Genomic DNA, 13,419 nt, shown 5'->3' with positions numbered 1-13,419 from the left:
ACCTCACACCGCGCACCGCGCGGGACACATCGGCTCGTCGGGGCCTGAACCGGCACAGCGCCGGGCCGGCGTTCCGCCGACAGCCGACCCATGTGGGCTGACGGGGTTACACCGCACCCACGGCTGCGCCATCCGGCGGCGTGCGTGCGTGGGGATCCGTGCCGTTTCCGGGGTGCTTGGTCTAGACCGATGGCTGTCGACTGCTACCGTCGGCGCCAGCGCCGGCAGGGGCGCGGTGAGGGCCAGCAGCACCGGCAGTGAGAGGGGTATGCAGTGGCAATGGGCGGCAGGCGCGCCGGACGGGCGTACATCGGATCGTTCACCGCAGCCGGGGGCAGGGGACTCATCGTCGCGGCCGTCGACCAGGACACGGGTGCGCTCACCGAGCTGAGCGCCACCGACGAGATCGCCGATCCCTCGTATCTCGCGCTCTCACCCGACTCCACCGTGCTCTACGTGGTCAGCGAGACGGCCGACGGCTCGGTCGCCGCGTACCAAGTCACGGGGGAGACGGCGGAGTTGATGAGCACTCCGGTGCCGGTGAAGGGCGACGGGCCCACGCATCTCGCCGTGCACGCCGGGCATGTGCTGACCGCCAACTACGGCTCGGGCAGCGTCACGGCCGTGCCCGTGAAGGCCGACGGCGCGCTCGCCGCCGCCCCGTCCAGCCTGCTGCGGCACGAGGGCTCCGGGCCGCACCCGCAGCGCCAGCAGGCACCGCACGCCCACCAGGTGGTGCCGGACCCGACCGGCCGCTGGGCGGTCAGCGTGGACCTCGGCACCGACTCCGTGCGCATCTGCTCCCTCGACGGCGAAGGCGAGCTGAGTCTCCGGCGCGAGGTGGCCCTGCGCCCCGGGTCCGGGCCGCGTCACCTCGCCTTCCATCCGAACGGCGGTCTCGTGTACGTGCTGAACGAGCTGGCGCCGACCGTGACCGCGTGCCGTTGGGACGGAGACGAAGGCCTGCTGCAGCCGCTCGGCGAGACACATGTGCTGCCCGGTGCCCCTGAGGGCGACGCCTACCCCTCGGAGATCGTCGTCGCACCCGACGGCCGGTTCGCCTGGACCGCCACCCGCGGCGAGGACGTCATCTCCGTACTCGCACTCGACGGCACGGGGGAACGCCCGCGGCTGCTGACCACCGTGCCGTGCGGCGGACACTGGCCCCGGGATCTGGCCCTCGACCCGTCCGGGCGGTACCTGTACGCCGCGAACGAGCGCTCCGGTGACGTGACCTGGTTCCGCCTCGATCCCGAGACGGGCCTGCCGCGGCGGGCCGGCTCGATCGAAGCGCCCGCGGCGTCCTGCGTGGTGCTCGGCTGAAGCGGTGTTCGGCTGAGAGAGAGCGCGGGCAGGCGGACAGCAGGGCAGTAAAGAAGTAAACGGCGAAGGCCCGCTCCCAGCACGGGGAGCGGGCCTCTTCGCGCGTACGGTCAGCGCACCGGCGTGCCCGTCGGCTGCGGGGCGATGCCCAGCGCCGTCGTGTACTTGGAGAGCACGAGCTTGCCGATCGCCGGGTACGCACCCAGTGCGTCCGCCGCCGCGCAGCCCGCTTCCTTCGCCGCCGCGTCCAGCAGCTCCGGCTCGATCTCCGGGCCGATCAGATACGGCGCGAGCGCCAGCTGGGCCGAGCCCGAGGAGCGCAGCTGCTCCGCGGTCGCCGCGATCGAGCCCTCTTCGTCCAGGGCCGCGGCCATCACCGGCACCGCGAGGCGCGCGGCCAGCAGCATGCCGGTGATTCCGGCGGCCTGCACGGCCTCGGTGCCACCGACGGAGGCGAGAATGATGCCGTCCGCGGCGGTCGCCACGGTGAACAGCCGGGCACGGTCGGCACGGGCCAGACCGGCCTCGGACAGGCGCACGTGCAGCGCCTCGGCGAGCAGCGGGTGCGGGCCGAGCACATCGGTCAGCTCGGCGGCGGCACGGCTTTCCATCAGCGCCTGGCGGATGGTCCGCAGCAGCGCGCTGTCGGGGCCGGCGAGCAGCGGCACGACGACAGCCACCGGGCCCTCGGGCGCGGCGACGTCCGCACCGGCGGCAACAGCCTGCTCGTAGCGGGCGGTGCGCTCCTGGGCCGTGTTCGCGAGTACGGACTGGAGCGCGGGGAACTCGTCGTTGTCTCCGTCCACGTATCCGATCCGCGCGTCCAGGCCGGGGAGCTCGGAGCGGGCGATGCTCACGACCTCTTCCGCGAGGCTGCGCGCGGCGGCGCTGGGCGTGCCGGGCACGGCGAGGACGAGCGCGGGCGCGCCCTCGGGAGCCGCCACGGGCTCGGGGCGGCGGTGCCGCCCCGGCTGGCGGGGACGCGGCATTCGTACAGGCAGGCCGGATGCAGGCCCAGTGGGGGAGCTCATGGCGCCGCATGCTACTGGTTTCTTGGGCTCCCCTGTTCGGGGAGGGTGCAGGTGAGCGGTATCCGTCCTGATTTGTCTTCCGGGTTACGTCAGGATCACTCTCACCGGCCTTGCCGCGGATGGAGCACGTGCGGATTCATGGCCACGTGGTGCTCTATCAGTGCGTATCAAATACTTCAACGGTCTTTTCCGGCCAGGCTGACGGCGGGGCGTCGGACACGACCGCTCAGCCATCGAGCCTTACGACGCAGAGCAAGTGCTCGTCGGGCGGCAGGGCCGGCCGGTCCAGCGTGAGGTCGACCGCCATGCGTACGGCTCCGTGCAGCGGGTCGCCTCCGGCAGGCACCTGGCGCGCTTGCGGAGCCAGCCGGGCGAGTTGCGCACGCACGGGCGCGAGCAGTGGCTCACCCATCTTGAACAGGCCTCCGGTGAGGGCGACCGCGCACTTGCCGGAGGCCGGGAGGACCGCGGCTGCGGCCTCGGCGACATGGCGCGCCGCGTCCTGCAGGATGCCCGCCGCCACCGGATCGTCCGCCGCGCATGCGGCCACGTCCGGAGCGAACGACGCGAGTACCGCGGGCCGGTCGGCGCGGGGATAGAGCTTCCCGGGCAGCCCGGCCGGGGGCCCGAAGACCTTCTCGGCACGCGCCAGCAGGGCGGGCGAGCCGCCGCGCCGCCCGTCGTAGGCGCGCATGGCCGCCTCGAGGCCGGCCCGTCCGATCCACGCCCCGCCGCCGCAGTCGCCGAGCAGATGTCCCCAACCGTCGGCCCTGCGCCAGGTCTTGAGATCCGTGCCGAGCGCGATCATGCCGGTGCCGGCGGCCACGACCGCACCGGGACGCCCGCCCAGGGCCCCGGCGTACGCAGTGACGGCGTCGGCCGCGAGCGCGAGATGCCGTACCCCGAGGTCACGCGCCAGCGCGGCCGGCAGCTCGGCGCGCAGCCGGGCGCCGAGGGTCGCCATCCCGGCGGCGCCGATGGCCACGGCCCCGATGGCGGCGACACCTGCCTCCCGCATCAGGTTCCTGGCCATGGGCACCAGCTGCTCCAGCAGATGGTCCGGGTCGATGCCACCGGGGCCTGTGCGAACCGGTGCAGCCGACTCGCTGCCCGAAAGGGCGACCGCGCCGGTGCCGCTGCGGACCGCAAGGGCTGCCCGCAGTCCGGAGCCGCCGGAGTCGACGCCCAGCACGGCCGACGGCGTCGGCGACCCGGCGTCTGTCCTGGCATCTGCCGGACCGGCCTGCGTCACGGCTCTCCGCTCCTCTCCAGCAGCCGGCTGTGTGGCCTGCTCGACCGACTGGAGGAGCTCGCCGACGAAGAAGACTAGCCCTTGTCCGGTACGCAGGGAGGTGGGATGGCGGACGAACTCCCCATAGGTGTGTGGGCGGACCTGCTCATCCACCTGCGGCTCTGCGATGTCCGACCGTCTCAGTAGAGTGCAGGCCGTGGCACCGAAACCTCTGCATGAACTCGTTGAAGCGGGCTGGGCGAAGGCCCTGGACCCCGTGGCCGACCAGGTCGCACGGATGGGCGATTTTCTGCGCGCCGAGATCGCCGCCGGGCGGACCTACCTCCCGGCCGGGAATCACGTCCTCCGTGCGTTTCAGCAACCCTTCGACGACGTACGGGTGTTGATAGTCGGTCAGGACCCGTATCCGACGCCGGGCATGCCGATCGGACTCAGCTTCGCGGTCGCTCCCGAGGTTCGGCGGCTTCCGGGCAGCCTGATCAACATCTTCCGGGAGCTCCAGACCGACATCGGTGCACCTCCTCCGCGCAACGGCGATCTGACGCCTTGGACGGAGCAGGGCGTGCTCCTGCTCAACAGGGCGCTGACCACCGCCCCCGGTCGGCCCGCGGCGCACCGCGGCAAGGGCTGGGAAGCCGTCACGGAACAGGCGATCCGCGCCCTGGCGACCCGGGGCAAGCCGCTCGTGTCGATTCTGTGGGGGCGTGACGCACGTAATCTGCGACCGTTCCTCGACCAGTATCCGGCGATCGAATCGGCCCACCCTTCCCCGATGTCCGCCGACCGGGGCTTCTTCGGTTCGCGTCCGTTCAGCCGGGCCAACGAGCTGCTGGTTCGGCAGGGGGCTGAGCCGGTGGATTGGGCTCTGCCCACTGACGCCCGGTAGGAAGCAGACAGCCGACGTCGGCCGAGGACCACTGGCTCGGCGTCGGCCTCGGGCGGTGGGCACAACCCACGTCGTACGGCAGCGCCGGCGGTCTGGTGATCAACCGGCGGTCGCCGCTGATCACCCGATGAGCGCTGCTCGAACGCACAGCACATCCGGCAGATGTGCTGCCAACTGCCGCCAGCTCTCGCCGTCGTCGGCGGATGCGTACACCTCCCCGTTGCGATTGCCGAAGTAGATGCCCGCCGGGTCCGCACCGTCCGTGCACATGGCGTCCCGCAGCACCACGCCGTAGTGGTCGCCCTCCGGGAGGCCGGCGGAGAGCGGCTCCCAGTTCTTTCCGGCGTCGGCCGTGCGGTAGACCCGACAGCGGCGGCCGGCGGGCACGCGGTCCGCGTCGGCGTTGATCGGGAAGACGTATGCCGTGTCCGCGCGGTGCGGGTGGGCCACGGCGGCGAAGCCGAAGGTGGAGGGGAGGCCCTCGCCGATGTCGGACCAGTGCGCCCCGGCGTCGTCGCTGCGGTACACCCCCCAGTGGTTCTGCAGATACAGCCGGTCCGGATCCGCGGCGTCCTGCGCGACCTTGTGCACACACTGGCCGAACTCGGGGTTGGGGTCCGGAAGAAACACGGCGGACACACCGGAGTTGGACGGCGCCCAGCTCTCGCCGCCGTCCTGGGTACGGAAGACGCCGGCCGTGGAGACGGCGACCGTCACAGCGCGCGGGTCCCGAGGATCGGTGACCACGGTGTGCAGCCCCTCACCGCCCCCTCCCGGCACCCACTTCGACCGCGTGGGGTGCTCCCACAGCGGCCGGACCAGCTCGAACGTCTCGCCCCTGTCCTCCGAGCGCCACAGCGCGGCCGGTTCCGTACCCGCGTACACCACGTCCGGTTCGGCGACGGCCGGATGCAGCTGCCACACCCGCTCCAGCGAAGTGTCCGTGTCCGGGGGGAACTTGATGGCGGGGCGGATGGGCTCCGTCCAGGTCGCGCCCAGGTCGTCGGAGTGGAAGACGGACGGGCCCCAGTGGGAACTGTCCCCGCCGACCAGCAGGCGTGGCACCTGCCCGCGTGTGTCGATCGCGATCGAGTAGACGGCCTGCGCGTTGAAGTACGGACTGTCGTCGAACTCCCAGGCGCCACCGCGCCGCCGCCCGATGAAGAGACCCTTGCGTGTGCCTACGGTGAGCAGTACATCGGTCATGCCAGACCACCTCCGGGACGTCGTTGTCTCAGCTACGGGCCAGTCTGCACCTCACCACTGACAGTCCCCCTTGCACGCACTGTCTCCGCAGGTCAGACCGGGCATGCTGACTGCGCCCGCCCCGCCGGTCCGCGTCGGCCACCGCGCGGCCACGTCAGCATCCCTACGCGCTCACGCCCGCACCTGGACAAGCGCATGCGTACCGCTGGTGCGCCATGCGGCCCCGCTGCCGTCGAGCTCCGCCAGCGCGGCCTCGGTAAGCCCCGTGACGACGTCCGACTTCAGCGTGCGCAACGCGGCGGCGGGTCCAGGGAAGTAGGCGGTCACGTCGGCGAAGGGGGTGGTGGCCGGCCAGTGCCGGTCGCCGACCAGCCGGCGGTAGTTGAGATCGCCCTTCATCACGGTCAGCTTGGCCGAGGCGAAGTCCCGTCGCAGGTCCGGGGGCATCTCGGCGTACGGAAGGGGCGCGCACGAGAACGGATGCGCGAAGAGGGCGAGCCTGCCGTCGGCGACCGCCTCCCGCAGCCTGCGCCCGATCTCGGACGCGTATCCGGCTGCTGCCGTCATGCGTGCCAGGCACGCCAGCACGTCGGTCGTCGTCGCGTCGGACACGTAGTAGGGATACGGCTTGAGGTGGAGGCTCACGGACGAGACCCGGCCCGTGGTGATCAGGTGGTCCGCGAGCACCAGATCCGGGAGCAGTTCGGCTCCGGCGTTGTCGGCGACGAGGCAGATCTTGCCAGGTGGGCCGGACGCCGTCAGCGTCCAGAACGCCTGTGTGTCGTCCACGACGAGCCCGCTCACCCGGTCGCCGAGACCGCTCTCGCCCGCCGAGATCCGGAATCCGAGATCGGCGCGGTTGCCCCACAGCGCCGCATGCAGCAGTGTGACGTCCTGATCATGGGGTGTGAGCTGCGGAATCCGGTCGAGTGCGGACAGCTCCTCGTCCACCTTGGTGCTCGTGAGCTCGGCGTTCTTGAACGGCGCGAAGGGGTCGACGCCCTGCCAGGGACCCGGTACGAAGTAGCGCAGCGCGGCCAGCAGCTTGCGGTAGAAGAAGCTCTCGGCCCAGAGGAACGTCACATCTGCCCAGCGTCGGCCGACGTACCCCTCACCCCACTGCTTCCACTGTGCGGCGCCTGGTTCGGAGTCGTCCAGCGGCTCGATCACGCCGCCCTCCGCGGTCTCCCGCTGCAGCTCGTCCAGGGCCTTCTGCAGCGGGGGCGGGTAGGGCGTGGCCCGTCGGACGCGTTCGATCAGCGCCGGGTGCCGTTCGTGGAGAACACCCCACGGGAAGGAACCGGCGACATTGCTGACGATGACCGGGGCGACCCCGGGAGAGGGGTCGGGGACGGGGGCGGGCTGGGTCATACTCCGTGGACTCCCTCTGCGGGACGGGGGCGGGTACGGCTGACAGCAGTCTCCGCCATACGCCGCCCGCATTCCCGTCCCGCAGCCGCCGCCACTCCGGCGCTCGCCACACGAGTGCGGCGTGGAGCGAGTACCTATGCTTCCAGCGGCTCGCGCCCGGCCTCCGCGGAAGCGTCCCCCGCCGTGCTGACGGTGTCCGCGGACGACTTCCCCGGCGCGCTTGCGCCGATGTGGTTGAACAGCAGGTTCAGCACGATCGCCGTGATGCACCCGGCGCTGATACCGCTGTCCATCACCGTCTGGAACCAGTCGGGGAAGTGCGCGTAGATGTCCGGTACACCGACCGGCAGCATGCCGACCGCGACGGACACCGCCACGACGGTCAGGTTGTGGTTGCCGCGGAAATCGACCTGTGCCAGCGTGCGCAGACCGCTCGCCGCGACCGTCCCGAACATCACCAGACCCGCGCCGCCCAGCACCGGCGCCGGAATCGCCGCGACCACGGCACCCAGCTTGGGCAGGAGCCCGAGCAGGACCAGGATGCCGCCCGCGGTGGCGACCACCCAGCGACTGCGCACCCGGGTCATGCCGACGAGGCCCACGTTCTGGGCGAACGCCGTGTAGGGGAAGGTGTTGAAGACACCGCCGAGGACCGTGGACAGTCCGTCGGTACGCAGCCCGTCGGCGAGCGTCCGCGGCTGGACCTTCCGGCCGGTCATCTCACCGACCGCGATGAAGTCACCGGTGGTCTCGGTCATCGTCACGAGGCCCACGACCAGCATCGACACGATCGCCGACGCGTGGAAGGAGGGCGCGCCGAAGTGGAACGGCGTGCTGATCCCGACCCAGTCGGCGTCCCCGACGCCGCCGAAGTCCGTGAAGCCGAACGGCACGGCGACCGCCAGGCCGACGGCGATGCCGACCAGGACCGCGATGCGGCTCAGGAAGGCGGGCGCGAACCGCTGCACACCGAGGACCACGGCCAGTACGAAGGCCGCGAGCGCCAGGTTCTTCGGCTCGCCGAAGTCCTTCGCGCCCGCACCGCCCGCGGCCCAGTTGCCCGCCACGGGCAGCAGCGAGACTCCGATGATCAGGATCACCGTGCCCGTGACCAGGGGCGGGAAGAACCGCAGGAGCCTTCCGAAGACGGGCGCGAGCAGGATCATCGCGAGCCCGCAGATGATCACCGACCCGTAGATCGCGGGCAGTCCGCCGCCCGTGGTGCCGATGAGCACCATCGGCGACACAGCCGCGAACGTGCATCCCTGCATGATCGGCAGACGCACACCGAAGCGCCAGAAACCCACGCACTGGATGAGCGTGGCTATGCCGCACAGCAGCAGATCCGCGGTGATCAGATACGCCAGGTCCGCCGGCGGCAGCTTCATCGCACCGCCCACGATCAGCGGCACGGCGACCGCTCCCGCGTACATGGCGAGGACGTGCTGCAGCCCGAAGGCGGCGAGTTGGCGGACGGGTGGGACCTCGTCGACGGGATGCACGGGTGCGGTGGACGCCATGGGCACTCCAAAGGCCGGAGGATGCGGGTGACTTGAACAGCACGTGACCGTAAACGGCTTGAACAATTTGTTGATTACACACGTGTTGCCGAGATGTGTCACCACTACCGGGCATCGCGCGAGCCGATGCGGCCTTCAGACCGGCTGCACGCACGGAGTGCGGCGGCGGCCGCGCGCATTGCCGCGCGCGGCCGCCGGCCAGGCATCTCCTGCGCTACCGCACAACCGCCCGCGCGGCCTCCAGCAGTGACTCCCAGTCAGGGATCTTCACCGGTCCGCGCCCGAGCGAGGCCCCGAGTTCTGCCTCCGCCTGTTCGATGGCCCGCCAGCCCGACCACTCGACGGGCTCCAGGCCTTCTGCGCGCAGGACGTCGAGCGGATCCGGCAGCGCGCCGCGCCCGGCCAGCGTCGGCGCATCCTCGAGCAATGACGTCACCGTCTCCTTGGCGCATGGGCGGTTGGTGCCGATGACGCCGGTCGGTCCGCGCTTGATCCACCCGGCGACGTACTCGCCGGCCGACACCTGGCCGTCGCGCAGGACACGCCCGGCCGCGTTCGGCACGGTGCCGCGCGCGGGGTCGAACGGCAGTCCGTCCAGCGGCACTCCGCGGTAGCCGACGGAGCGCAGGACCAGCTGCGCCTCGATGTCCTCGTACCGGCCGGTGCCCGTCACCCCGCCCTGCCCGTCCGGCATGGTGCGTTCGAAGCGCACCGCGCCGACCCGGCCGGCCGACTCGAGGAGTTCGACGGGCCGCAGGAAGAAGCGGAGGTGGATCCGGCGGTGGCGCCCCTGCGGCGGCCGTTCGGCCCAGCCGCGCAGCACCTCGATGTTGCGCCGGTTGGCGGCGGGCAGCCCGGAGGGATCGGCGTACGCCGGATCGAGCGCCAGTTCCTCGGGGTCCACGACGACTTCGGCGTCCGGCAGCGCCCCGAGTTCGCGCAGTTCCTTGGTCGTGAACTTGGCCTGGGACGGGCCGCGCCGCCCCACCATGGTGATCTCCTGTACGCGGCTGGCGCCCAGTGCCCGCAGTGCGGCCTCGGGCATGTCGGTCGGCCGCAGCTCGTCGGCGCCGCGGGCCAGGATGCGTGTGACGTCCACGGCGACGTTCCCGACGCCGATGACGACGGCCGACTGCGCGCCCGCGACGAATCCGTCGGTCGTGGTGTCAGGGTGCGCGCTGTACCAGGACACGAACTCCGTCGCGGACCAGCTGCCGGGCAACTCCTCGCCGGGCACGCCGAGCCTGCGGTCCGTCGCGGCGCCCACGCAGTAGACGACCGCGTGGTAGAGCTCCCGCAGCCGCGCCGGGGTCACCCCGGCCGGGCCCACCTCGACGCCGCCGAGGAACCGCACACGGTCGTCCTCCAGAACGGTCCGCAGATTGTTCTGCAGGGACTTGATCTTCTCGTGGTCGGGGGCGACCCCATAGCGCACCAGGCCGTACGGGCACGGCAGGCGGTCCAGCACATCCACCTGGACCTCGGGGACCTGGCTCTGCTGGACGAGGCTCTGCGCGGTGTAGACCCCGCTCGGACCCGAGCCGACCACGGCGACCTGGAGCACGGCGGAGCTCCTTCCACGAGGGATGGCGGCACCTCAGGCGAGGTGACTGCGCGTACCTCAGGTGAGGTGACTGCGCGCACCTCCAGCATTGCACCGCGGCACGCCCGAAGGGAGGTGCGCCGCACACCGGGCAGCCCGGATCAGGACAGTTCACGCATCCGGTTGATCTCGCTGGTCTGCTGTGCGATCACATCATTGGCCATCTCTTCGATCTGGATGTTGTTGCCCTGTGCGAGGACGTCCGTGGCCATCGTGACCGCGCCGTCGTGGTGCGTGATCATCAGTTTGAGGAAGAGCTCGTCGAACGCCTTGCCCTTCGCCGAGCGCAACTCCTTCAGCTGCGCCTCGGTGGCCATGCCCGGCATGGCGGCATGGTCATGACCCTGCTCCTGCGGCTCCTCCGAGCCCCCATTGGTCTTCAGCCAGCCCTTCATGGCGTTGATCTCCGGCGCCTGACCGGCGGCGATCCGGCTCGCGAGGCCCTTGACCTTCGCCGATGCGGCGCGCGACGGCGCGAGGGCGGTCATCTCGAGGGCCTGTTCGTGATGTTTGATCATCATCTGGGCGTAGGTGAAGTCGGCCGAGTTGGGGGCGTCGTCCGATCCGTTCTTCTTCGCGGCGTCCGCGGCGGACAGCGTCTCGGCCGCCTCGCCGGGCTTTCCGGGAGCGATGACGGACGGGCCCGCCGAGGGCTTCCCCGCGCCCTTCGCCGAGCCGTCGCCGGACGATCCGGAGTCGCAGCCGCCGAGGGCGACGACGGCCACCGTCAAAGAGACCGCGACGACGGCAGTGCGCAAGGACGACATACGGCGGTAAAACACTGCAACCTCCTGTGGCACACCGTGAGTTGGGCAACCGAAGACCGTCCTAGCACGCTTCCGGGTACTAGTGATCAAAGAGTTTCGTTACGAGTTCATTGCCCTCTGTTGATCTGTGCATGATGAAGACGATACTGCGGGGGTGCCTGAACCGTTCACCCGTGAACGGCAACTAGGGAGGAAGCAGTGACCCTGTTGAACGATCCCCGAACGCGGCGCAGACGCCTGGGAGTTGCCGCAGCGGCAGCCGGCCTCTTCGCCGCGCTGCTCACAGCCGGTCCCGCGGCCGCGACGCCAGACCCCGGCGACGCTCCCGCCGCTGCCGAAAGTGTGTCGAAGAGCGAGGCCGCCGAGGCCGAGGCGGCCATCGAGAGCGGCGAGATACCCGGGCAGGACGAGATCGTCCACTCCGCCAACATCGAGCACCTGGCCAACGTCCCCAAGGAGGCCTTCACCGGCCTCAACTCCGACCTGGCCTTCCAGGGCAAGTACGCGTTCGCCGGCAACTACGACGGCTTCCGCATCTTCGACATCAGCAACCCGAAGGCCCCGAAGACGGTCTCCCAGGTGCTGTGCCCCGGTTCGCAGAACGACATCTCCGTCTCCGGGAACCTGCTGTTCCTGTCCACCGACTCCTCGCGCAGTGACAACTCCTGCAGCAGCACCACGCAGCCCGCGACCGAGAAGTCGTCGTGGGAGGGCATGAAGGTCTTCGACATCAGCGACAAGGCCAACCCGAAGTACGTCGCCGCCGTCGAGACCTCATGCGGCTCGCACACCCACACGCTGGTGCCCGACGGCAAGAACGTCTACATCTACGTCTCCTCGTACTCGCCGAGCGCGACGTTCCCCGACTGCCAGCCGCCGCACGACGGCATCTCCGTCATCAAGGTGCCGCGCAACGCACCCGAGAAGGCCGCGGTCGTGAACTTCCCCGTGCTCTTCCCGGGCGACGGCCCCGACGGCGGCGGCAACCCGGGCGCGCCCACCAACCCGGGCGTCTCCAAGACCACGGGCTGCCACGACATCACGGTCCTGCCCTCGAAGGACCTCGCGGCCGGTGCGTGCATGGGCGACGGCATCCTGTTCTCCATCAAGGACCCGGAGCACCCGAAGGTCATCGACCAGGTCCAGGACAACGTCAACTTCGCGTTCTGGCACTCGGCGACCTTCAACCAGACCGCCGACAAGGTCGTCTTCACGGACGAGCTGGGCGGCGGCGGCGGGGCCACCTGCAACGCGGCCATCGGCCCGAACCGCGGTGCCGACGGCATCTACGACATCGTCGGCAAGGGTGAGGACAGCAAGCTGGTCTTCCGCAGCTACTACAAGATCCCGCGCTACCAGGCCGACACCGAGAACTGCGTGGCCCACAACGGCTCGATCATCCCGGTCAAGGGCAAGGACCTGATGGTCCAGGCGTGGTACCAGGGCGGCGTCTCGGTCTGGGACTTCACCGACTCCTCGAACCCGAAGGAGATCGCCTACTTCGAGCGCGGGCCGCTCACCACGGACACGATCACCGTCGGCGGATCCTGGTCGGCGTACTACTACAACGGCTACATCTACTCGAACGACATCGCCAAGGGCTTCGACGTCCTGAAGATCAGCGACAGGAGGACCGACCCGGCCAAGCGTGTCCGTCTCGGCGAACTCAACGTCCAGACACAGCCGGACTACTTCGACTGATCGAGTTCGGCTGATCAGTCCGGCCGGTCAGGGCGTATCGGCCACCGGCTGATCGAACAACCGCATGGCACGCATCCCGCCGGGCGGCTCCTCGCCCGGCGGGACACCCATGTCCCAGTCCAGCCCGTACCGCGAGAAGAGTTCCGCCCGAAGCGTCGCCGTGGGCATCGGCGCCCCGGGCAGCAGCTCCGCGAAGACCGCACCCATCAGCAGGGCGCGCAGCAACGGATAGTCGTGATCCACGTCGGTCGTGCCGTACCGCTGGACGGTGTCGCGCAGCAGCTCGGCGAGCCGTTGCTGCTCCGGGCACTGGATGAACCCCTCCGCCTGGAGTATCCCCGCCATGTGGGACCGCATCAGCAACGGCCAGTCGTCGGCCAGCCCCAGAATGGCGTCGATGGCCCGCGCCAGCAGCTCACGGCCGTCCTCGGTCCGCGGCTCCCGCTCCAGCGCCTCCTGGAGGGTGCGGTGCATCAGCCTGTGCACGGCCGACTGCAGCAGCTGGCGCTTCCCGGGGAAGTAGTACGACACCAGACCCCGCGCCGACCCGGCCCGGTCCGCGATGTCGCCCAGCGTCGTCGCCTCGTATCCGCGCTCGCTGATCAGCTCGACCGTCGCCTGCAGCAGCCGCTCCCGGGATCGCCGGCGCAATTCTTCATTGACCGATGCGCTGCGCGGGGACATTCTGTACTCCTGCGTTGACTGGCTCCCAGCCAATATACTCAGAGGGTCCGAAAACACCTCTCAGCGGGGGCTTTC

At 70.4% G+C, this 13,419-nt stretch carries 11 protein-coding genes; 3 read left to right on the top strand and 8 right to left on the bottom strand.

Annotated features, from left to right (window positions below):
* Nucleotides 1–273: 273 nt before the first annotated feature.
* Entirely contained in the window at nt 274–1,323 is a 1,050-nt protein-coding gene (locus ACWD4J_RS39675; RefSeq protein ID WP_451400416.1) for a lactonase family protein, read from the top strand.
* Nucleotides 1,324–1,433: 110 nt separating this feature from the next.
* Here ACWD4J_RS39675 and ACWD4J_RS39670 read toward each other — a convergent pair whose 3' ends face one another.
* Together ACWD4J_RS39670 and ACWD4J_RS39665 are read right to left on the bottom strand one after the other, a co-directional pair.
* Nucleotides 1,434–2,354 carry a sirohydrochlorin chelatase gene (locus tag ACWD4J_RS39670; protein WP_451400415.1) on the bottom strand — a complete coding sequence of 307 codons (921 nt, stop codon included), beginning with the start codon at nt 2,352–2,354 and terminating at the stop codon, nt 1,434–1,436.
* Between the two features lie 226 nt (nt 2,355–2,580).
* Nucleotides 2,581–3,546, bottom strand: a complete 966-nt coding sequence (locus ACWD4J_RS39665) for an N-acetylglucosamine kinase (protein ID WP_451400437.1) — start codon at nt 3,544–3,546, stop codon at nt 2,581–2,583.
* Between the two features lie 256 nt (nt 3,547–3,802).
* Here ACWD4J_RS39665 and ACWD4J_RS39660 point away from each other — a divergent pair, with 256 nt between their 5' ends.
* Complete coding sequence (locus ACWD4J_RS39660) at nt 3,803–4,492, top strand: uracil-DNA glycosylase (RefSeq protein ID WP_451400436.1); 690 nt, start codon at nt 3,803–3,805, stop codon at nt 4,490–4,492.
* 120 nt (nt 4,493–4,612) lie between these two features.
* Here ACWD4J_RS39660 and ACWD4J_RS39655 read toward each other — a convergent pair whose 3' ends face one another.
* The 5 genes from ACWD4J_RS39655 to ACWD4J_RS39635 all read right to left on the bottom strand — a co-directional run bounded on the left by ACWD4J_RS39655 (nt 4,613) and on the right by ACWD4J_RS39635 (nt 10,959).
* Complete coding sequence (locus tag ACWD4J_RS39655) at nt 4,613–5,698, bottom strand: WD40/YVTN/BNR-like repeat-containing protein (RefSeq protein WP_451400414.1); 1,086 nt, start codon at nt 5,696–5,698, stop codon at nt 4,613–4,615.
* Nucleotides 5,699–5,869: 171 nt separating this feature from the next.
* Nucleotides 5,870–7,069 (bottom strand): damage-control phosphatase ARMT1 family protein, encoded by a 1,200-nt coding sequence (locus ACWD4J_RS39650; RefSeq protein WP_451400413.1) that lies wholly within the window; start codon nt 7,067–7,069, stop codon nt 5,870–5,872.
* A gap of 134 nt (nt 7,070–7,203) precedes the next feature.
* Nucleotides 7,204–8,589 (bottom strand): nucleobase:cation symporter-2 family protein, encoded by a 1,386-nt coding sequence (locus tag ACWD4J_RS39645; RefSeq protein WP_451400412.1) that lies wholly within the window; start codon nt 8,587–8,589, stop codon nt 7,204–7,206.
* A gap of 214 nt (nt 8,590–8,803) precedes the next feature.
* Nucleotides 8,804–10,153: an FAD-dependent oxidoreductase gene (locus ACWD4J_RS39640; protein WP_451400411.1), complete on the bottom strand. Its 1,350-nt coding sequence runs from the start codon at nt 10,151–10,153 to the stop codon at nt 8,804–8,806.
* A 140-nt stretch (nt 10,154–10,293) separates the two neighbouring features.
* The gene (locus ACWD4J_RS39635; protein ID WP_451400435.1) at nt 10,294–10,959 is read right to left on the bottom strand and encodes a DUF305 domain-containing protein; all 666 of its coding nucleotides are present in this window, start codon (nt 10,957–10,959) and stop codon (nt 10,294–10,296) included.
* Nucleotides 10,960–11,157: 198 nt separating this feature from the next.
* On the opposite strand from ACWD4J_RS39635, the gene ACWD4J_RS39630 reads away from it, so the two are divergent.
* On the top strand, nt 11,158–12,660 hold the full coding sequence (locus ACWD4J_RS39630; RefSeq protein ID WP_451400410.1) for an LVIVD repeat-containing protein: 1,503 nt from the start codon (nt 11,158–11,160) through the stop codon (nt 12,658–12,660).
* 27 nt (nt 12,661–12,687) lie between these two features.
* Here ACWD4J_RS39630 and ACWD4J_RS39625 read toward each other — a convergent pair whose 3' ends face one another.
* The gene (locus ACWD4J_RS39625) at nt 12,688–13,344 is read right to left on the bottom strand and encodes a TetR/AcrR family transcriptional regulator (protein ID WP_451400409.1); all 657 of its coding nucleotides are present in this window, start codon (nt 13,342–13,344) and stop codon (nt 12,688–12,690) included.
* Between the last annotated feature and the right edge of the window lie 75 nt (nt 13,345–13,419).

Source organism: Streptomyces sp. NPDC002577 (assembly GCF_053594815.1).
The sequence above is the reverse complement of the archived record's forward strand: the minus strand, read 5'-3'. Positions and strand labels throughout refer to the sequence as shown.

What these genes read in the sequence shown, in the direction of transcription:
- ACWD4J_RS39670 (WP_451400415.1), bottom strand. Translation starts at nt 2,354, where the DNA reads ATGAGCTCCCCCACTGGGCCTGCATCCGGCCTGCCTGTACGAATGCCG.
- ACWD4J_RS39655 (WP_451400414.1), bottom strand. Translation starts at nt 5,698, where the DNA reads ATGACCGATGTACTGCTCACCGTAGGCACACGCAAGGGTCTCTTCATC.
- ACWD4J_RS39650 (WP_451400413.1), bottom strand. Translation starts at nt 7,069, where the DNA reads ATGACCCAGCCCGCCCCCGTCCCCGACCCCTCTCCCGGGGTCGCCCCG.
- ACWD4J_RS39645 (WP_451400412.1), bottom strand. Translation starts at nt 8,589, where the DNA reads ATGGCGTCCACCGCACCCGTGCATCCCGTCGACGAGGTCCCACCCGTC.
- ACWD4J_RS39635 (WP_451400435.1), bottom strand. Translation starts at nt 10,959, where the DNA reads ATGTCGTCCTTGCGCACTGCCGTCGTCGCGGTCTCTTTGACGGTGGCC.
- ACWD4J_RS39625 (WP_451400409.1), bottom strand. Translation starts at nt 13,344, where the DNA reads ATGTCCCCGCGCAGCGCATCGGTCAATGAAGAATTGCGCCGGCGATCC.